The following is a 19025-nucleotide window of genomic DNA, read 5'->3' as shown; positions in this document are numbered from 1 at the left end:
GGCTAGGCGGATAGCTATCCGCCTAGCGGACTATTGGAATAGTCGGCAGGGGCGGCCGCACCCCGACACGGAGGCGGCCGCCTTGTGCATTGCGGTCGGGCTTAAAACCCGCGGGCGGTGAGCCACTCGTCCAGCGCGACGGAAACGATGTCGCCGATGGGCAGGTGGTCGAGTTCGTTGTCCAGCGCGAAGCGTTTGATCCGCTTCTTCAGTTTCAACGCGGCGGGGACCGACGAGTCGAGACTCTCGCGCGTGATGATGCGCTGGTTGAGGACGACGGCGGCCTCGGGGATGTTTTCCGGACGACCAGGACCGTGGGCGTAGGGCGCCCCCTCACTGGGTGGCTCCTGCGGTCGAGTGTCCGGTGCCTGCAGGGGTCCAGGACCGTCGGGCCTGAACGGGAACGCCGTACTGGCCGCCGCCGGAGGGATCGCCTGGCGGACGGCGACCTCGGCGGTCGGCGCCGTGCCCGAAACTGCGGACGCGGCGTGGAACGGGCTGTGCAGCCCATCGAGTTCGGCTGACTGATCGGGCTGGCTCCCAAGCGCTCCGGACCGGGGAGCCGAGGCCACGGACGGTGGCTGCCGCTCGGCCTGGCCGTCGGCGGAATCCGTCCCCGCCTCGGCAGTATCGACGGTGTGCGCCAGATCCTGAGTCTGTGCCTTGAAGGCAGCCGCAGCAGGAGCGTGCTGAACCTGCGGTGCGCCAGCAGCAACCCCTTCGCTCTGGTCGGTGGCCTGTTCGGCGGCGAACTGCTCGGGCGTGAGCTCGGCGGTAGGCGGCGGGGTTGTCTTCTTGGCCCCGCCCAGGGCACGCCCGCCGGTGCGGCGGGCCGGGGGCTTCGGCCTCTCGTTCTTCTCGCTCATGCGGTGAGCTCCTTCATCAGGTTGGCGTACTCGCTCAGTTCGGTCGGGATCTCACCGAAGGCCTCCATGTAGTGCACCCAGGAGTGGATGGTGGTCTCGGCGAGCGGGAACGGCTCGTCGCGGTCCAGGCCGATGCCCTCGCCCTGGGCGGGCTCTAGCAGATGCTCCTTGGCCCGGCTGGGCAGGCTGGTGCGGTCGTCGGCCTTGACCATCACCACATGGGCGGTGACGCCCTGCTCGTTGCGGGCGGCGGCGCGCTCGGCCTCGTCGAAGGTGGCCACGAGCTTGCGGCGCTCGATCTTGGTGGGGGCGACCGGTACGAGCAGCAGGTTCGCCTCGGTAACAGCCTCGTGGAAGATCCGGGCGCTGCCGCCGCCGGCGTCGACCACGACCGCGCCGAACTCGCCCCGCTGGGTGCGGATGTACTCGGCGATGTCGTCGAACGGGTACCGCTCGACAACCAGGTTGGCCGGGATCTCGAAGCCGGCGGCCTGGGCGACCTTGAACCAGTCGTAGGCGGACTGACTGGTCGCGTCCGCGTCCAGCAGCAGGGTCGGCAGGTCGAGGACGACGGCGTAGTAGAGGGCGATGAACCAGGCGGAGGTGGTCTTGCCGGTGCCGCCCTTGAGCATGCCGACGACGATCACGAACGCGTCCCAGACGTGTTCTGTGGCCGCGGCCAGGGTCTTGTGACGGGTGTTCTCGTTCACGTGTGCGTGATCTCCTGCAATAGGGAATGGGTGCTGTCTGGGTGCGTGCGTTGACGAGTGGGCCGACGACAGGGGGCGCCCGTGCTGTCCTTTGGCGGCCGGCATGGCAGGCGGCCGACTCTTTGATCTGCCAGGCGGGGTGGACAACACCCGCGCGGACGAGGGGGCTCATGGCCGCTCCCTCGGGTCGTGGGTCGGTCCGTGCTTGTGCTGGGGCCGCATGCGAGTGCCTGCTTGATGCAGGAACCGGTAGACCGTGGCGATGGAGTAGCTGTACTCCCTGGCGAGGTTCGGGACCGTGTCTCCGGCCTCGTACCGGGCCCGCAGGGACACCGCAACCTTGTACCGTTCGGCGGCCCGCGCTGCGGCGCGCATCCGCTGCGTCTGCCGGGTCGAGCGCACGGTGCCGCCCGCCTCGATCAGCAGGCGCCGGGCACCGCGCCGCGTCTCTCCCGCCGCCGTGGCGAGCTCGGTGAGGGTGGCGCCGTGCTGCTCGTAGAGAGTGCGCAGATGGGCCGCCAGGCGCCTGCGGGCTTGTGGGTTCTGCCGCATCCGGCGGGTCTGCCAGGAGGTGCGCATGACGGTCCCGGCGTCGTGCAGCCGGTTGAGGACAGTGCCGTAGGACAGGCCGCTGGCAGTCACGAGTTCGTCGACGGTGGCGCCGGACTCGTACTGCTGGCGCAGGGCTTGGGGCGTCACCTCGTTGCTCGGGTCGGAGGTGATCGGGGGTTTTGGGTTCATGCGACGGACTCCCATTCGCTGAGGGCTTCGGCGTGGGCGGCGGCCAGCTCGTCGTAACTGCGCTGGTCGGCGGGCGTGATGAGGATCAGGCGGCCGTCGGTGGCGACCCGCCAGTCAGCGGCCGGGCGACCGGTGAGCGGGTCGAGGACGCGCCCGTCCGGGGCGTGCCACGTCGCCGGGATCTCGTCGGGGCGAGGTACTGGGACCAGGACCTGACGGCCGTCACACACGAGCACCACGGCCCTGCTGCGGTGCTCCGCAAGCCGGTCCAGTGCCTTCTGGTAGGCCGCCCGCTCCGCCGTATGCAGGGCCTTCCTCCGGGCCGCGACGCCCCAGGCGCCGAGTTGCTCGGCGATGTTGGCCCAGCCCTGTGCCAGCGTGTGGCTGTTGCCAGCTTCGTCCGGGAGGCGGAGTCCGAAGCCCTCCAGCGCACGTGGCGCGAGGGTCCAGGTCTCTCCGGTGTGCTGGACGAGACCGTGGTCGGCGAGGCGCCGCAGGGTCCGGTAGGTGGTGGCGCGGGAGACCGAGGACGTACCGACGAGCTCGCTGACGCTTTGGTGGGGGTGCTGGTGCAGGGCGCTGATGATCATGAGGGCGGCGCTGCCGAGGGCGTGGTGGGCGAAGGCGTCGTGGCCCATGAGTTGGCCGAGGATGGTGGAGTCGATGTCGGCCGTCGTGGCCGTCTCAGGGGTGGTCCACTCCTCAAGTGCCGGGTCGGGGGGGAACTGAGTGGACCGGAAACGAGACAGCAGAGCGTGGTCGCCGTGTCCGGGGATGGTGCCCTCGCTCAGGTACCACGTCGAGCCCTCCTGGCCATGGCCCACCCGCAGGAGCCGCAGCCAGCCCCGCGGGCGGAGGACCGTCTCGTAGACGACCCGCAGTGTCGTGCGGGAGACTCCGGCTTCCTCCGCGGTCTGGCGCTCACTGGCGTGGTGCAGGGGTCCGCCCGCGATCTCGGCGAAGTTCAGGTGCGCCCGCAGCACCCGCAGCGCGGTCCGTCCACGCTCCCCGCGCCACGGTGTCGTTTCGATCCGGTCGCGCAGTGCGGCGAGAACTTCGTACGCCTCATGCCGGGAACCCAGCGCCGTGGTGCTGCTGATCGCATCCGAGGCGCTGGCCCACACCCGACGGATGTAGTTCAGGGCGCGCGACTGCCCGGAACGCAGCGCGATGTGCCGGGTGTGCCGTCCGCCTTCGTGCTCGGGGTGCAGCAGGACCTGCGTGAGCTGGTCGATGGTGCCGCCGGCGCGGGCCGCGTGGCAGGCGGTGATCCGGTGACCGTGCTCAGCCGCGCCCTGGCGGTCCGCGCGCAGGACCACGCTCCGGCGGTCGGAGCCGAGCCTGCTGTAGCTTCCCGCCGCGTAGCGGCCGGTGAGGTCTCCGAGCAGAACCAGGTCAGCCGCGGCCGGAGACAGCCGGTGAAGCCCCAGTCGCTCGCTCGGGTGAATGGGCCGTCGGGATGGGTCTGCCTGGTGGGTGTGGTGTGGCACTGTGGGGTCGTCTCGCAAGGACGTGGACGCCACCCAGGCCTGCTAAAACCACGGGTGGAGTCCGGAACCGACCTCCAATCGGTGCCAGCGAAGCCTCCAGGACGGCAATCCTGGAGGCTTTCGTATGCCTGGCTCCGCACGGGAGGCAGGCGTCCCCATCGCGGCTCGACCCCGGTCGATCCAGATGACAGCCAAGGGCATCACGCCTGATCAACACCCGCCCGACCTGGCGCACTCAGGGCCGAAACAGAGGGCGAATGCCTCTGATCGGCTCTGAGCGGGCCGGGGCGAACCAGGGTCGAATCAGAGCGTCTTCCTCCGACTGCCTCCGATCACCTCTGCAACCCGCCTAGCAGGTCACAGCCGATCCGGCCCCCAAAGACACAGGTCAGACGGGTGCTCCAGGAATACCCGGCGTACAGCCTTGCTCGTCTGCTCCCAAGATCCTCTGACCAGCGAAAGTGCTGGACAGAGGATTTTCTGGTGGCATCGATGTCCTCAGGAGTTGGTCCGTCCCGTCCCAAGCGCCACTGCTCACGAAGATGACGGCGTATCGGCGTGAACGTACACATCGCCCTCGGCGACATCGTCGACCTCCTCGGCCGGCACGACGGAGAAGCCGGCCAGCCGCAGGATCCCGATCAATGCCGTCTGCATCAGACGAACCACCTCGGCGTAGTGTTTCCACTCCGGCGCCGTCGGGTCCTGCCGTTCCGTCACCGCCCGCATACCGGCCTCTGCCAAATCCGGGGCGTTCCAGCGGACGTAGAGGCCTCCGGCGTACTCGCCCTGGGTGTCGACTTCCACCCAGACGCCGGGCTGTTTCGGCTCTTCCGGACGCTCGACATGAGCGGGAAGACCGGCGCGGTGGAGTTCTCGGCAGACCCGGCCTGCCAGGTCGTACCCAGCGGCGATGGTTTCCTCCGAGGCATACGGTTGGCCGTCCGCCTCGGCCTTGGCCCGACTCTCGGGGTCTATGTACGTCACTCAGCATCTCCTGGCGTGCGGGCGTTCTGGTGGTACGGGTACGGGAAGTCTCATTCTCCGGTACGCACAAGAAGGGGGGGCGTCAAGGGTTCAGCTCTCCGCCCCCCGTTCATGCGCTACTCAGACGGACTTGCTTTTGTGGTGCGTGCGAACTTTCCACGCTCGAACATGTCGAGCATGTACTTGATCATTTGGGCTGAGCCGGGTCCGTCCGGAGTCGAGTAGGTCACCGGGATGCCCTCCACGAGAGGGGAGCATATGGCCTGGCAAGGGCTGCGTTCGCTGTAGAGTTCTGCGATCTGGCTCTTGTTGAACCCCTTTTCTTCCAGCTTCTTGATGATCAATTCTTCGGAATGAAGCCCCTGGGGGATATTCGCGAAGGCGACGTAATCAGTCTTCGCGCCGGTGGCCTTGGCCCATCCTGGAACCCTTGCAACAGCGACGTTCCGTCCGAACTTGTACCGGAGTCCGCTGTCCACCCGGAACTTGTAGGCGACAATGGCCAGTTCCGTGCTGGCGTACCGGATGATCTCCGCGCAGGGGCCGCCCGCAGAGAGCGCCGCGGAGAGCGCGAACGCGGGCTTGGACCGCTTCGTGCACGTCTCGTACAACTGCTGGAGGGCCCTTGCGCCGATTCCTTCCTTCGCCAGCGGCGCCAGACCCTCCAGACCGCGTAGTGCCTTGAAGGCGTCTTCGAAGCCGATGCCTGTCTTGGCCGCGGCGTCGAGCGCCTTGACAGCGCGTGAGATCGGGGCGAGCAACCCTTCGACCGGCACGTATATGGCGACGCTCCAGGCGCAGGCGCTCTTGCTGCCGTGCCAGCAGTCCAGCAGGTCTTCGGCGAAGAAGGAGAACAGGATCGATCCCGCGACATCCCCGAAGAGGCTCTGCCATCCCGCGCGGACGATGTCCTTGCCGGAGAACTGGTGCGTCCAGCCGTCGATCTTGACGTCCTTCAGCGTGGCCCGCTGGAGGAACTGCCACGCTCCCTTCGGACAGCCCTCGGCCGTGGCCTGGGCCTGCTCGTCGGTGCACAGGTAGAAGTCGGCCTCATAGGAGATGACCAGGTCGTACTTCGCGTTGCAGCCTTGGAAGGCTGCTTCCGGCATCCCCGGGCAGGTACCGATCTGCTTGCTGCTGACGATCTCGACGGTCGACTCGTCCGGAACGGCGAACACACCGGGAATGCCCGTGCCGACTCCTTGCGCCGCCTCCTTGTTGGCTTCCTCCCGTTCCGTGCGGTCAGCGGCGTCCTGGGCTTCCTTGGCGTACTTGTCCGCGTCCTTGGCGGCTTCTTCTGCCTCGGTGGCGGCTGCGTCGGCGCGGTCGGCGGCGGCGCGGGCATCCTTCGCGTCCTGTTCGGCCCGGGCAGCGGCGGAGCGGGCCGCCTCGGCGTCGAGTGCTGCGGTGTCGGCGGAGTCGCGGGCGTCCTTGGCGTAGCCCTCGGCGCGTCCGGCAGCCCTGTCGGCGGCTGCCGCGTCGGCGGCCGCCTGGTTGTCGTACTCGATGGTGCGGGCCAGCGATGCCTGCGCCGCGGCCGCGGCTCTGGCGGCGTTGGCCGCGTAGCCGAGGGCCTCCTTGGAGTAGGTACGGGCGTCGGCGGCGTACTTGGCGGCGTTCGCGGCGTGCTGGTACGCCTCCTTGGCGTCGCCCGTGGCCTGTTCGGCGAGGTTCTTGGCGGCGTCGGCCTCGGCGGCGGCGTTCCTGGCATGCGCGTCGGCGACGGCCTGCTGCTGCTCGGCGATCGTCTTCGACGCCTGACCGGTCAGCACGACCAGGCCGGCGGTGGAATCGGTGTCGACGTACGGAGAGCCGAGCTGGATCGCGTCGTTGGCGGGGTCCGCGACCTGTCGGGCCGCCTCCCCCGCGTCCACCGCCGCACGCGCCGTGACGTGGGCGTAGCCCGCGGCCTTCGCCGCGGCCGCGACCGCTAGGCCGGCCTCCTTCTGGGCGCCGTTGGCTTCGGTCTTCGCATCCTTGGCGTGCTGCTCGGCCTCGTCGGCGAGCTTGACCGCGGTTCTGGCCTCGGCGGCGGCGTCCTGGGACGACTTGATGGCGTCCGCGGCCGCACTGGTGGCGGTCCTCACCGCCGCGTCGGCCCTGAGCTTGTCCGCCTGCGCGGCATCCGCGAGCGAACGGGACCGCTTCGCCGCCGCCTCCGCGCGTGTCGCTGCCGCGTCTGCCTCGGCCGCGGCCTGCGTGGCGGCATTCGCCTCCGAACGGGCATTTCCCGCAGCCGTTTCGGCGTCGCCGGCCGCTTTGTCCGCGTCGTTCGCCGCAGCACGGGCCGCGTCGGCCGCGTCGCCCGCGTCGAGAGAGTTGGCGTAGGCGTCCTTCGCGTCGGCCTTCGCGCGGGCCGCGTCAGCCTTCTGCTCGGCGTCCCATGCGTCGTCCCGCATGGCTTTGGCCTGGTCCTTCGCCGTGACCGCGGCATCGCGGCTGCTTTCGGCGGTCTTTTCAGCGGCCTCCGCCCTGTTCCTGGCATCGTTGGCCTTGGTCGCCTCGGACTCGGCGTTGGTGCGGTGCTGGGCGGCCTCGGCCTGCTTGGCGGCGGCGTTCTCCTTCTCCGCCTTTGCCGTCTTCTCCTCGGCCTCCGCCGCGAGCCGCTTGGCGTGCGCGTCGGCCGCGGCCGCCTTGGCATCGCCCTCGGCCTTCACCGCGACCGCGAGTTTGGCCTCCGCTGTCTCCTTGTCCTTCTTCGCGTTGTCGCGGTGCATCTTGGCGGCGTCCGCGGCCGCCTTGGCCTGTGCCTCTGCCGCCTCGGCGGCCTCTTTGCGGAACTCGGCCTTCGACTGCGCCGCCTGTGCAAGGGCGCGCTGCGTGATGGTCGCGCTGTCTCCGGCTGAGGCGCGGGTCGCGGCCTCGGCGGTCTCGCCCGCCTTCACCAGCGCCTGGAGCGCGGCAGCCGCCCCCTTGGTGACCTGGTCCTTCTGCAGACCGACCAGCAGACCACGGCCCCGCGGGGCGCCGTTGGTGTCGGCGATGCCGTAAGCCGCCTGAAGCGCGGTGTCCGACGAAGTCGCGGCCTTCTGGGCCGTCGCCAGCTGGGTCTTGAGGAGGGCGAGCTGCTTCTTCGCCTCCGCCTGCGCGGCGGTGACGTTGGCCTTGGCCTTGTCCACATCGGCCTTGGCCGGTGCGGGGCCGGTGTGGGTCTTGGCGACGATCCTGAACTTCTGCGCGGTGGAGCCGTTGCACGTCGACGACACGGCGTCCTTGCTGTTGTCGAACGTCGGCAGGTGAAGACACTTGCCGGACGCCGCGTTCACCAGCGGAGTGGCGCTGCGCACGTCGAACTTCCACTGCTGGGCCTTGGCGCTGCCGCAGTCCCGGATCTGGATCTTCGTGCCGTCGGAGGTGCTGCCGTTCAGCACCTCCAGGCACTTGAAGGAGTTCGGGTTTTGCAGGGTGTAGCCGCCGTCGTAGGAGCCCCACAGCTGCCACTTCTGGGCGGCCCCGCCGTTACAGGTGTAGACCTGCACCGGGGTGCCGTTGGTCTTGCCGCCCCCCGCTACATCGAGGCACTTGCCGGCAGCTCCCGGCACCTGGATCTCCAACTGGCCGTCACCGATCCAGTTGAGGCCGCCGTCGGTGTAGTAGTCCAGCCAGCGGGTGGAGTAGTCCGCGATCCACGACTGACCCAGCATCTTGCCCAGAGTGAAGGTGCCGTCCTGAAGCGACTTCGTGGCGGTGCTTGAGGCAGAGAGGATCTGGTTGCGCTGCGTGGCCTGCGAGGCGATCTCCTGCTGCCACTCGCCGGACGCCTGCGCCACCTCCTTGCCGAGTACCCGGTCAGGGTCGATCGGTGTGTGCCACGAGCACGAGGCGAACCGGGACTTCAAGTCCTCGACCGCGATACGGAACTCCGGAGTGCCCGGTGATGGCGCGGTCCTGGGGAAGCCCCCGGAGGCGAGGAAGATCCTGGCGTCGTCCTCGAACACCCGCGGAACGAACAGCTCGTTCGGGACGATGTCTCCGGAGTTCTTCTTCCAGAGCTTCCAGGCCTCCTGCTCCTCGCTCGTCCCACCTGCGGTGTACAGCGGGTCTCCGACAGCGAGGGCAGCCTTCTTGGTCGTACCGTCCGCCTGTGGTGACGGGTCGTAGAGCGGCGACATCAGGTCGACGGCCTTGAAGTACGACTGGTAGAGCCAGGGAAGCATCCCTGTTTGGTCGAAGATCTTGTCGGCTTTGGGGGAGCCGGGGTAGGAGTCCAGGCCGCTGACAGCGTTTTTCCACGACAGGTCGGTGTCCTGGGCTTTCTTCACCCAGGCGTCGGAGTCGTCGCCGTCCTTCTGCCATGCCTGAGCGAACGCACCAGTGCCGTAGGTGCGGTCTGCCTTCTGATGCAGTTGGTCCGAAGGCAGCGGCAGGGCGGCGGCGGCCAGGCCGTACAGGTTCGGCCCGCCTCTGCGCAGGCCGTCGGCCATCAGGCACTGGTCCAGACGCAGTTGTTCGGCGGCCTTGGCATCGAATTCGTCGTAGGAGTCGGCGACCGGGCTGGTGCGCGGATCACGGTCGGTGGTCGGCTCCGGATGCACCACCAGGGTGGCGAGGAGAGCGAAGGAGGCAAGCGGGACGACCGGAGTCGCCAAGACCGCCATCCATCTGGGGCGTTTGCCTTGCTTCCGTGCAGGTCTGCGCAACACGCGCATCCCTCTCTGTAGGGGGTGGCTGCTTCAGGCGCACTCCCAGGAGGGAAACATCAGGCCCGCATGAGCTCTGGGACCTCAAGTTGTGTGGCGCTCCCCCCGTGGACACGCCGGTCACTCCAGGGCAGGCGGACTGGTCAGGTCCTTCCCCCGAGCGGACGTCACCATAGACATGTCGGTGGTTCACAGGGCAAGGACGTTTCCCCGCACGGCAGTTACTCCTGGTAGCCGTGGTGTCGGGGGGATCGGACGGTGCCTGTGTGGAGCCTGGGTGAACGCTGTGTCGACCTCTTGCCGAACCGGCGGCCCTTTCCACTCTCCGTCACTATGAGATCAACGTCACAGTCGGAATGGGCTTGGGGTGACGGAGAGGCCCTTGATCGGTCAATGGCGATCGATCGGCCGTGACAGACATGGTGGCTTCGCTCTGCGTCGCGTACTCGGAACAGCCGTCGCGGTACGGCTCCTGGCTGTGAGGTGCGGCCCCTGTCCTCGGTAAGGCCGTCCGGCTCTCGGCCTCGGCGACCGGCCGGCGTCCCGGCCGCCGCTCGAAGCCGCCGCGCCTCCGCCAGGAAGCAGTCAGGTGGTGAAGCGTGCGGTGGGCCGCCTCCGAGTCCGAGGGAGTGGCGCCGGCGGAAGTGAAGGGGAAAGGAGGACGGGCTGCGCTCGGCTCAGGGCTTCACGTCGACCACGCGGTCGGCGCACAGCTTGCGCATGTCGTCCTCGTCCGATGTGAACACGGTGACCGGGTCGGGCTGCCGCGGGGCGACGGCGGCGAGGGCCGCGTCGATGGCGCACTTGTGGCCGTGCGGACTCGTCTCCTTGACGAGGCGGATGGCCTCGAGGATCTCCTCGGTCACTGCTTCGACAGGATCTGGGAGAGCGCCCACTTCCAGGTCGGGAGATAGCGCGTCGGGTCGTAGGCCTCGATCAAGGTCATCGACGTGGTCATGACTCGAATGTCGGCTTTGAGGGCGTCCTTGATTCGCACGCCCATGCCGCGCTGACTGGACCCGGTGCTGGTCTATCCCGCCAACCGCGGCCTCCAGCTCCTCACGGCGGACCCCGGCACGTCCCAACCCGCCGCGCTCTCCCGCCTGTTGGGCCGCACCCGGGCGGCCGTGCTGGAGGAGATCGCGGTGTCCAACGGCACGACCGGCGGGGCACTCGCCCGGCGGCTCGGCATCTCGGCTGCCTCGGCGAGCGAGCACGTCGAGCCCCTGCGGGAGGCGAACCGGCGGGTGACCAACACTGTGTGGCACACCCTGTCCCCGCTCGGCCACGCGCTGCTCGAAGGGTACCGACCGGACCGCGAGCCGCACCCTCCACCGGCTCAACCCCGGTCCTGTTGACCGACCGTGGTGACGAGGGTGGAGGAGATGTGGGCCAGGGCCGGGTCGGCAGGGATGAAGAACGTCTCGACTCCCGCCAGTTCGTGGTTCATTCGGGCCATCGGCATCTCGTGGTCCAGGTCGGCGACGCCCCGGACCCCGCGGACGACGACGTCGATCCCGGCCCGGCGGCAGTAGTCGACCAGCAGGCCGCCGGTGTGGGAGTCGACCGTGACGTTGTCCAAGCCGGCCGCTGCCGCGCGGAGTCGGTCCAGCCGCTCCGCGACGGCGAAGCGGCCGGTCTTGTTCGCGTTGAACATCACGCACACGACGACCTCGTCGAACAGGAGGGCGGCGCGCCGCAGTACGTCCTGGTGTCCCTGCGTGACCGGGTCGAACGATCCTGGGAAGAGGGCTCGCATGATCGGAGACAGTAACAAGCGGGCGGGCGGGCCGACTTGGCTAGTTGCTGAACACCACGGTCTTGGAGTGGACCTCCTCCGAGTCGGCGCTCGTCCTGGAGGAGTACTCGAGGTAGGTGGTGTAGCCGGTCCCGTTGGAGGCGGACAGATGCCAGGGGCCGTAGTGACCGGTCGAGCAGGGGAGCCAGTTCTGGTACACGAGGTCTGTCGTGTAGTCGTTCACGACGTAGAGGAGTATCGATTCGCACCCGCCCGGCAAGGCGTTGATGTACGCGTCGGGTTTGATGCCCGTGCTGTCGGCGCTGATGCAGGCTTCGATGCCGTTGCTCGTCGTGCAGCCGCCTCCGGTGGACGCGGACGCGGTGGCCGGAATGCCGAGGGTGAGCGTCGCCGCGGTGAGCCCGGTCACGGCGATGGCGAGCATTCGTCGAGTGCGCATGGTTTCCCTTCCCGTTCTGGTGCGACCACGTCCCCGGACCTGTGTGCGGGCACCGGGATACGCGTCGCCGTTCCTGGTGATCAGGTTCTCGGGGTGGGAGGGGGCGCGTCATTGGCGTAGCGTCGCCGACCTCTTGACGCTGGGTCTCCCGGTGTACGGACCGGCTCGTCGAACCCTTGACCGCGAGACCCCGTGGACTGGGCCCCCGGGCGGCGGCTGTGTAAGGTCTCGGACCGGGTACGTGTACGCCGGGGTATCTGGGTTTTGCTGTTTGTGCGGAGGTGCGGTGTGTTGGTGCGGGGCAAGGTCGTGCGGTTCGACGAGGTGCGGGGGTACGGATTCATTCGGCCCGAGGAGGGCGGTGAGGACGTCTTCATGCACGCCAATGACCTGATCGACGAGAAGTATCTGTATCAGGCGGGCAGTGAGGTGGAGTTCTCCAAGGAGCACGGCGAGAAGGGGCTGAAGGCGTCGGAGATCCGGCTCGTCAGGCACGCGTCGCCGGAGCACCGGATCAACCGCGTGGACATCGAGAGGGACGACGACCAGGTCGACCTGCTCTCGGTCGAGGAGTTCCGTATCGATCTGACCGAGGCCCTGCTCCACCGGGTGGAGAGCCTGACGGCCGGTCAGATCAGGGAAGTCAGGACCTGTGTCATCGACATGGTGCGCAAGCACGGGTGGGTCGTGGACGACTGAGGGCTGAGGGCTGAGGGCTGAGGGCTGAGGGCTGGCAGTTGGGGGCCGGGGGCCGCCTGGGCGTCAGGTCCCTGACGGCGGTCGGCGGCGGAGCAGGACGGTCCGTGCCGAGGTGAGGCGTTGTGTCTCGTCGCGGGCCGTGGTGTCGCCCGTGATCTCGTCGGCCCAGTCGAGCAGTCGGTGCAGCTGTGGGTCGGTGGTGGCCGCGGCGACGGGAGGCTCGCCGACGACGACCTCTCCGCCCGTTCCGTCGATGGCGATGAGGGTGCCCTCGGGCAGGGTGCGGCCGTCCACCCGGACGCAGGCGGCGGCGTCGTCGACCACGAGGCTCGCGGCTCCCACCACGGCCGGCTTCCCCATCGCCCGTGCCACCACGGCCGCGTGACTCGTCGGCCCGCCGCGAGCGGTGACGACCCCGGCCGCGGCGGCCAGGCCGTGCATGTCGAGCGGTGAGGTCTCCGGGCGCAGCAGGACGACCGGCCCGTGCGCGGACAGTCGTACGGCGTTGTCGGCCGTGGTCGCCACCCTGCCGACGGCGACGCCGGGAGAGGCTCCCAGGCCGCGCGTGAGGACGTCCTCCGTGCCGCCGACCTCGATCCGCGGTGTGCGTACGTGCTGGAGATGCTGGGGGGCGACCCGGAGGATCGCCTCGTCGCGTTCGATCGTGCCCGCGTCGGCCAGGTCGACGGCGACCCGCACCGCGGCGCGGCCGACGAACCGCCCGGGGCGCACCTGGAGGACCCACAGCTCGCCCGCCTCGAAGGTGAACTCCACATAGCACGCGTCGCGGTAGTGCTCCTCGAGACGGTCCAGGGCGTCCAGCAGCCCGGACCACACGGCAGGCTCCCGGTCGGTGAGTTCACGCAGCGGCCTGGTCAGGGAGCGGCCCGAGACGACGTCCTCGCCCTGGCGGCCGAACAGGACCTCGCCGAACGGGACGCGCTCACCGGTGTTGGGGTCGCGGCTGAACGCCACCCCGGTCCCGCTGTGCTCGTCGCGGTTGCCGTACACCATCGCCTGCACGGTCACGGCCGTGCCGAGGTCCTCCGGAATGCCGTGCAGATCGCGATAGGTCTTCGCGCGCGGGGTGTTCCACGACGAGAACACGGCCGCGATCGCGAGGTCCAACTGCCGGGCCGCGTCCTCCGGTACGGGCTCGCCGCTCCGCTCCCGGACCAGCCGCTCGACGTCCCGGATCACCTCGGCGATACGGTCCGGACCGGTGCCCTCGCCGTCGATCGCGCGGTCGACCGCCGCCAGGCTCTCCTGGCCGATACCGAGGACCTCGGAGGCGAAGCTGGCCAGGAAGCGCAGCCGGGAGTCGAGCGCGAAGCGCGGGTCGCCGGTCTCGTCGGCCAGCGCGGCGGTGGCCTCGGTGGTGAGCCCGAGGTTGAGGACGGTGCTCATCATGCCGGGCATCGACACGCTTCCGCCGGAGCGGACCGACACCGTCAGCGGCCGCTCGCAGCCGCCGAGCCTGCGGTGCGTGGCGGCTTCGAGGTCCGCCACGGCGGCCGCCAGCTCGGTGTCGAGGCCGCTCGGGAGCCCACCGGTGCGGAAGAAGGCGCGGCACGCCTCCGTGCTGATGACGAACCCCGGGGGCACGGGCAGCCCGAGGCGCCGGAGCACGACGAGGCCGTGTGCCTTGCCGCCGAGAAGGTCCGCCGATTCCTCGACGTCTGCCGAGAGCGGGTGAATCCAGGTCATCGCATTGCCGTCTTCGCGTCGGTGTTGCCGGTCCGGCGGGCGGGTTCAGTGGCGCGGGATACCGAGGGTGGCCAGCAGGTCCTCGTGGAGCTGGAACCACACCGTGTGATACGAGGTGGTGCTGTCCGTCACGTACTCCAGTTCACCGGCCTTCGCGCGGGCGAGCGCGTTGCCGAGCCGGACGGGATAGCGCCCGAACCGGGACAGCGCCGCGGACAACTCCGCGCAGACGGGCTCGGCACGCCGGTGGAATTCGGTGAACCGGTTCAGGACCCGGTCGTCGTAGGCGAAGTCGCTGTGGTCGTTCATCGTCATGGCGCCGTCGGTGGGGCGCATCTGCCATGCCGTGCAGAGGTCGAGCAGTTCGGGGTTGAGGACGAGGAAGCGCTCGAAGGCCGCGGTCACGGCGGTCCGGGCGCCGGCCGTCTCCAGTTCGTCGGTGATGCGTGCCGCGTCCGCGGCCCGGCCGGCGTCGGTGAGGCCCCAGCCGCCGAAGTCGCCCGAGGTGTGGTTGACGAGTCCCGCCACGGCGAGGTCGATCAGCTCCGACTCCACGTCGGACTCGGAGAGCCCGGTCACCGCGGCCATCGCGGCGGGGCCGGAGAAACCGGTGCAGCGAAGGGCGTGGAGCACCAGGAGGTCGGTGCTGGTCTGGTGGGACGAAACGGGCTGGGTCATGGAGCGGCCCCATCGGGTGCGGTGTGGGAGATGTCTGAGGTGGTGCGGCCGACGGCCGCCGCGGCGTGCGCGGCGCCCCGGCCGTGGGCGCGGGCGACGATCGAGCCCTGCCGGACGCGCACCGCGTGTTCGGCGCCGTCGTCGGCGTCGGGCACGCCGACGGCCGAGGCCAGCAGGCCGCGGTCGTCGAGGACGAGTCGCAGGCGCGGCCACGCGTCCGGGGTGAACACGCGCCGCAGGCAACGGGTGAAGTCGCTGATCCTGAGCTGGACGAGGCGCCCGATCTCGGCCGGGTCGGTGGTCGCCACGGCCACGGTGACGTAGTCGCCGTCCGCCGCGGCGCGGACGCTCTCCTCGGCGGCGTCCAGACGGTGGCTGCCGAGGAGCACGACCACTCCGTCCTCGCCGAATCCGACCGGCCGCCCGGTGACCAGGTCCCGCAGCCGCTCCGGCGGGTTCCAGGGCTCCCGGCAGACCTGTGCGGGCGGGACGTAGGGCAGGTGCGGGGGGTCCCAGGTGTCGGCCAGGGTGAGTCCGCCCAGATGCGCGCAGGCCTGTGCCACGTCGAAGGGGTCGCCGAACGCGAGCGCCGGGTCCACCGAGGCACTCGGTCCGCCCAGCAGTCTCAGGACCAGCTCGGCCCGCCTCACCTGTCGTACGGGCGGGGTCTTCGCCGGGGTCCGCGCCGGGGTCCGCGACTCCAGCGCGAGGGCCAGCAGCAGCGCCTCCAGGCGGGTCACCTGTCCGAACGCGGCGCGGATCGGCTCGTCGTCCAGCACACCGGCCAGGGAGCGCAGTTGCACCTGACCGAAGGCGGGCGCGTCGCCGGCCAGGGGCAGCCGCTCGAGCCAGGTGCGGGCGAACGCGCCGAGCGCCTCGGCGAGGGCCGGGGGAGAGGGCGGGGCCGGGGACTCGATCCCGTCGGTGACACCGTGCTCGACCATGTCGAGCAGCACCGCCAGATAGAGCGCGCGCTTGCTCGGGAAGTTCGAGTACACCGCGCCCCGGGTCAGCTCGGCGCGCTCGGCGATCTCGTCGACCTTCGCCGCCGCGTATCCGCGCTCGGTGAACTCCGCCCTCGCCGCAGTCAGCACGGCCGCGCGTGTGCGCTCCTGCTGCTGGGCCCGTGTCAACCGGACCATCCGCTGCCCTTCATCTCATTGCCCCCGATGGAGAATACTGTCAACATCCCGATGGCATGAACATCCGGTTTTCCCGTGAAGGACGGGACGGCCCGGTGCGGGTGGAACCGATTCACTCAGGGCCGGATGCCGGGCCCGAATCCCGTCCAACGCAGGTCCGCCGGCAGATGGCTCATGTCGTTGTACAGCAGCAGCGTCGGTTCCGCGCCGTCGTAGTACTCGATCGCCGTCACCGCCGCGTTGCCGCAGCTCATGCCCAGCCACCGGGCCCGCGGCGCGTCCAGGGCGTGCCGGACCAGCCAGGCGACCTGGTAGGCGTGGGTGACCAGGACCTCGAGCGTCTCGGTCTCGGCGGGGCGCGCGAACCGGTTGGTCAGCGAGTCCGCGAGGCGCTCTCCGGCCGCCGCCTCCGAGGGGTCGTAGCCGTCGAAGATCGCCGCCCACGCCGCCGGAAGCTCCTGCGGCACGTACGGGACGTGATCGGTCAGCTCGGGCGCCTCCTGTACGGGGACACCGCGCAGGTGTTCACCGATGAGCTGCGCCGACCGCACGGCCCGGGGCAGCGGGGAGTGCCACACGGCGTCCACGGGCAGCCGGGCCAGGCGCTCCGCCAGCAGTTGCGCCTGCCGCTTCCCCACGTCGGTCAGCTGACCGAACGCGTCCGCTGCGCCATGCCTGACCGCGTACAGGCGCCGAGTCGCCATGGGCAGATCCCTTCCCCGAGGGCTTCTGGATGCCTGGAACATTCAGATGTTACCAACATTCCAACCCGCTTGGGCGGCGCACCGGAAACCCGTGTGCCCGGCCCAACTGTCCGGGGAAGCTTCAGGGCAGGAAACGATCCGCCCTGCCCCTCTCAACCCACGATCGCCATCCCGTGATCGGTCGCGTTCAGCCGCCTCCCCCCGTCCGCCGTGCACGTCACGATGTCCTCGATCCGCACCCCGAAGCGGCCCGGCAGATAGACGCCGGGCTCGATCGAGAAGCACATGCCCGGGACCAGCGGGGTCTCCTCGCCCTCGACCATGTAGGGCGGTTCGTGCGTGGTGACGCCGATGCCGTGGCCGGTGCGGTGGACGAAGTACTCGCCGTAGCCGGCGTCCTCGATGACCCGGCGGGCCCTGCGGTCGACCTCCTGGCAGGTGACGCCGGGGGCGACCGCCTCGAAGGCCGCCTGCTGGGCCGTACGGACGAGGTCGTGGACCGTGCGCTCCTCCGCCGTGGGCTCGCCGACGTGGACCGTGCGGGTGGTGTCGGAGCCGTAGCCGTCCTTGAGGCCGCCGAAGTCGAGGACGACCGTGTCGCCGTGCTCGATCACCCGGTCACCGGCCTCGTGGTGCGGGTTCGCGCCGTTCGGGCCCGAGCCGACGACCGTGAAGTCGACCTGGCTGTGGCCGTGTTCACGCAGCAGCCGGGCGAGGTCGGCGGCCACGTCGGTCTCACGGCGCCCGGCGAACCGTACCGCCAGGATCTCCTCGTACGCCGCGTCCGCCGCCGCTCCCGCCGCCGCGAGCCGGGCCACCTCGTGCTCGTCCTTCACCGCCCGCAGCATCGGGAGTACGGCGGTCAGGGGGCGGTAGGCCGTCAGCGGCAGCGCCTCCTGGAGGCCGAGCAGGTGCAGCGCCCAGGTCGTGTCGGAGACGCCGTACCGGCCGTTCGGGAGGAGCAGGCCGGTGGCCGCGGCGTACGGGTCCTGGCCGTCGCGCCAGTCGGACATGCGCACCGCGCCCGCGCCCGGCGCGGCCTCCGCGTCGGGGCGCTCCAGGGCCGGGACCAGCAGCCGGGGTTCGGAGCCGGGCGTCAGGACGAGGAGGGTGAGGCGCTCGGTGATCGCGGTGGGGCGGTAGCCGCACAGCCAGACCAGGTCCGGTCCCGGGGTGACGAGCAGCCCGGCCAGCCCGGCCTCGGCCGCGGCCCTGGCCGCCCGGGTCATCCGGTCCGCGTGGTCCGCCTCGGTGAAGGGCGCGGGGGTGTCGTTCATGAGGCTCCTCGGGCCGTGGCCGCCGTCCGGTTCATCGTCCGAGGGACGGGGCGCCGGGTGCCCGGGGACGTAGGCCGAACGGGTGAACGCGGCCGTCGGATCCGGTCGCCCGGGCGGCCCACGAGAACCGCGCCGAGCAGCGGCTCCGCGTCCCCGCCGAGCGCGCGGGCTGTGGCGGTCACCGTCTCCTCGATGCCCGCGGGCCCCTTGCCGCTGGTGTCCAGCAGCAGCCGGGTGAGCCGGTGAGTTCGTCGAGGCGGGAGACGGCACGTGGCTCCACGGGCATCTCCTGCGGACCGAGCCGTCGTCGCCCTGCTCCTGTACTGGACCGGCGGTCCGGGTTTCGCGCCCGGCCGTCACCGTCCTCGGCATCGACTGCCCGCCCGGCACCGACTGCCCGCCCGTCGTCGGCTCGGCCGCCGCCGTACCGCCCACCGCCCGCGCCCGTGCCCACCGCCCGTGCCCGCCTGCGCGTCCCGCCGGGCATCGACGCCGGCGCCGCGCTCAAGGCCCTCACCGGCGATCTGACCTGGGCCGCCACCGACGGCCCCTACGCGGCCCTCGGCAGGGCCGTGCGGCAGGTCTACGGCAAGCCCCTCGCCTTCCTCGGCCAGGGTGGCTCCATCCCGCTGTGCAACGTGCTCGCCCGGACCTGCCCGCGGGCCGAGATCGTGCTGATGGGCGTCGAGGAACCGCGCTGTCTCATCCACGCCCCGAACGAGAGCGTCGACCCGGGCGAGATCGAGCACATGGCCCATGTCGAGGCGCTGTTCCTCCAGGAGTACGCGGCCTCGCACCGGAGCTGACGGGGCGAGGGCCGTGCTCAGGTCGGCCGTGCCGACCCGAGCGAGCGTGCCGTCACCCGCTCCAGGTGCCGTTGGAAGACCTCACGGGTGTCCGGGGTGAGCGTGCGCAGGGCGACCAGCGCGGTGATCACCACGTCGCACAGCTCGCCCTGCACGTCCTCCCAGGTGTGGCTGACCCCCTTGCGCGGGTTCTGGCCCACCGCCCCGATCACCGCCTCGGACACCTCCCCGACCTCCTCCGACAGCTTCAGCATCCGCAGCAGCAGCCCCTCCCGCCCGGTGACCGGCTGGTCCTTCTCCAGCCAGTCCCACAGGGCCTCGACGGAGGTCCAGATGTCCGGGGGCGTGCCGTGATCGCTCATGCCCAGCAGCTTGTCACG

General features: G+C 70.3%; 18 protein-coding genes. 3 read left to right on the top strand and 15 right to left on the bottom strand.

The genetic code is table 11. The annotated features are described in order from the left end of the window. Positions 1 to 101: 101 nt before the first annotated feature. The 7 genes from G3I78_RS39990 to G3I78_RS39960 all read right to left on the bottom strand — a co-directional run bounded on the left by G3I78_RS39990 (position 102) and on the right by G3I78_RS39960 (position 10300). A complete protein-coding gene (locus G3I78_RS39990; RefSeq protein WP_164434121.1) occupies positions 102 to 866 on the bottom strand; it encodes a hypothetical protein in 765 nt (254 codons plus the stop codon). Next, positions 863 to 1576 carry a ParA family protein gene (locus tag G3I78_RS39985; RefSeq protein ID WP_164434119.1) on the bottom strand — a complete coding sequence of 238 codons (714 nt, stop codon included), beginning with the start codon at positions 1574 to 1576 and terminating at the stop codon, positions 863 to 865. Before G3I78_RS39985 ends, G3I78_RS39990 begins: the two co-directional genes overlap by 4 nt. 168 nt (positions 1577 to 1744) lie before the next feature. Next, the gene (locus G3I78_RS39980; protein ID WP_239158338.1) at positions 1745 to 2317 is read right to left on the bottom strand and encodes a helix-turn-helix domain containing protein; all 573 of its coding nucleotides are present in this window, start codon (positions 2315 to 2317) and stop codon (positions 1745 to 1747) included. Then, complete coding sequence (locus tag G3I78_RS39975) at positions 2314 to 3636, bottom strand: MarR family transcriptional regulator (protein WP_343243967.1); 1323 nt, start codon at positions 3634 to 3636, stop codon at positions 2314 to 2316. Before G3I78_RS39975 ends, G3I78_RS39980 begins: the two co-directional genes overlap by 4 nt. Positions 3637 to 4341: 705 nt before the next feature. Beyond that, positions 4342 to 4794: a hypothetical protein gene (locus G3I78_RS39970; protein ID WP_164434113.1), complete on the bottom strand. Its 453-nt coding sequence runs from the start codon at positions 4792 to 4794 to the stop codon at positions 4342 to 4344. Positions 4795 to 4910: 116 nt separating this feature from the next. Beyond that, positions 4911 to 9392, bottom strand: a complete 4482-nt coding sequence (locus G3I78_RS39965; protein WP_239158337.1) for an RICIN domain-containing protein — start codon at positions 9390 to 9392, stop codon at positions 4911 to 4913. A gap of 719 nt (positions 9393 to 10111) precedes the next feature. After that, positions 10112 to 10300, bottom strand: a complete 189-nt coding sequence (locus tag G3I78_RS39960; RefSeq protein ID WP_164434108.1) for a hypothetical protein — start codon at positions 10298 to 10300, stop codon at positions 10112 to 10114. A gap of 156 nt (positions 10301 to 10456) precedes the next feature. On the opposite strand from G3I78_RS39960, the gene G3I78_RS39955 reads away from it, so the two are divergent. Next, complete coding sequence (locus tag G3I78_RS39955) at positions 10457 to 10792, top strand: winged helix-turn-helix domain-containing protein (protein ID WP_164434106.1); 336 nt, start codon at positions 10457 to 10459, stop codon at positions 10790 to 10792. Here G3I78_RS39955 and coaD read toward each other — a convergent pair. Both coaD and G3I78_RS39945 read right to left on the bottom strand, forming a co-directional pair. After that, complete coding sequence (coaD, locus tag G3I78_RS39950) at positions 10774 to 11193, bottom strand: pantetheine-phosphate adenylyltransferase (protein ID WP_164434104.1); 420 nt, start codon at positions 11191 to 11193, stop codon at positions 10774 to 10776. The genes G3I78_RS39955 and coaD overlap by 19 nt on opposite strands. Positions 11194 to 11233: 40 nt before the next feature. After that, on the bottom strand, positions 11234 to 11632 hold the full coding sequence (locus tag G3I78_RS39945; RefSeq protein WP_164434102.1) for a hypothetical protein: 399 nt from the start codon (positions 11630 to 11632) through the stop codon (positions 11234 to 11236). A 288-nt stretch (positions 11633 to 11920) separates the two neighbouring features. Between G3I78_RS39945 and G3I78_RS39940 the strand changes: the two genes are divergently transcribed. Then, positions 11921 to 12331, top strand: a complete 411-nt coding sequence (locus G3I78_RS39940; RefSeq protein WP_164434100.1) for a cold shock domain-containing protein — start codon at positions 11921 to 11923, stop codon at positions 12329 to 12331. A 63-nt stretch (positions 12332 to 12394) separates the two neighbouring features. Here G3I78_RS39940 and G3I78_RS39935 read toward each other — a convergent pair whose 3' ends face one another. From G3I78_RS39935 to G3I78_RS39915, 5 genes are all read right to left on the bottom strand, one after another. After that, positions 12395 to 14038 (bottom strand): pyruvate, phosphate dikinase, encoded by a 1644-nt coding sequence (locus tag G3I78_RS39935; RefSeq protein WP_164434098.1) that lies wholly within the window; start codon positions 14036 to 14038, stop codon positions 12395 to 12397. Positions 14039 to 14083: 45 nt separating this feature from the next. Continuing rightward, the gene (locus G3I78_RS39930; RefSeq protein WP_164434096.1) at positions 14084 to 14716 is read right to left on the bottom strand and encodes a transcriptional regulator; all 633 of its coding nucleotides are present in this window, start codon (positions 14714 to 14716) and stop codon (positions 14084 to 14086) included. Next, entirely contained in the window at positions 14713 to 15858 is a 1146-nt protein-coding gene (locus G3I78_RS39925) for a helix-turn-helix domain-containing protein (RefSeq protein ID WP_164434094.1), read from the bottom strand. The genes G3I78_RS39930 and G3I78_RS39925 overlap by 4 nt, the downstream gene beginning before the upstream one ends. Positions 15859 to 15974: 116 nt before the next feature. Then, the gene (locus G3I78_RS39920; RefSeq protein ID WP_164434092.1) at positions 15975 to 16562 is read right to left on the bottom strand and encodes a histidine phosphatase family protein; all 588 of its coding nucleotides are present in this window, start codon (positions 16560 to 16562) and stop codon (positions 15975 to 15977) included. Positions 16563 to 16714: 152 nt separating this feature from the next. Further along, entirely contained in the window at positions 16715 to 17839 is a 1125-nt protein-coding gene (locus tag G3I78_RS39915) for an aminopeptidase P family protein (protein ID WP_164434090.1), read from the bottom strand. A gap of 446 nt (positions 17840 to 18285) precedes the next feature. Here G3I78_RS39915 and G3I78_RS39910 point away from each other — a divergent pair, with 446 nt between their 5' ends. Next, positions 18286 to 18645, top strand: a complete 360-nt coding sequence (locus G3I78_RS39910) for a hypothetical protein (RefSeq protein WP_239158336.1) — start codon at positions 18286 to 18288, stop codon at positions 18643 to 18645. A 17-nt stretch (positions 18646 to 18662) separates the two neighbouring features. On the opposite strand, the gene G3I78_RS39905 is transcribed toward G3I78_RS39910, so the two are convergent. Then, complete coding sequence (locus tag G3I78_RS39905; RefSeq protein ID WP_164434088.1) at positions 18663 to 19007, bottom strand: MazG-like family protein; 345 nt, start codon at positions 19005 to 19007, stop codon at positions 18663 to 18665. Between the last annotated feature and the right edge of the window lie 18 nt (positions 19008 to 19025).

Source organism: Streptomyces sp. SID13726, assembly GCF_010548375.1.
GTDB lineage: Bacteria > Actinomycetota > Actinomycetes > Streptomycetales > Streptomycetaceae > Streptomyces.
This window is presented reverse-complemented; position numbering and strand designations above follow the sequence as displayed.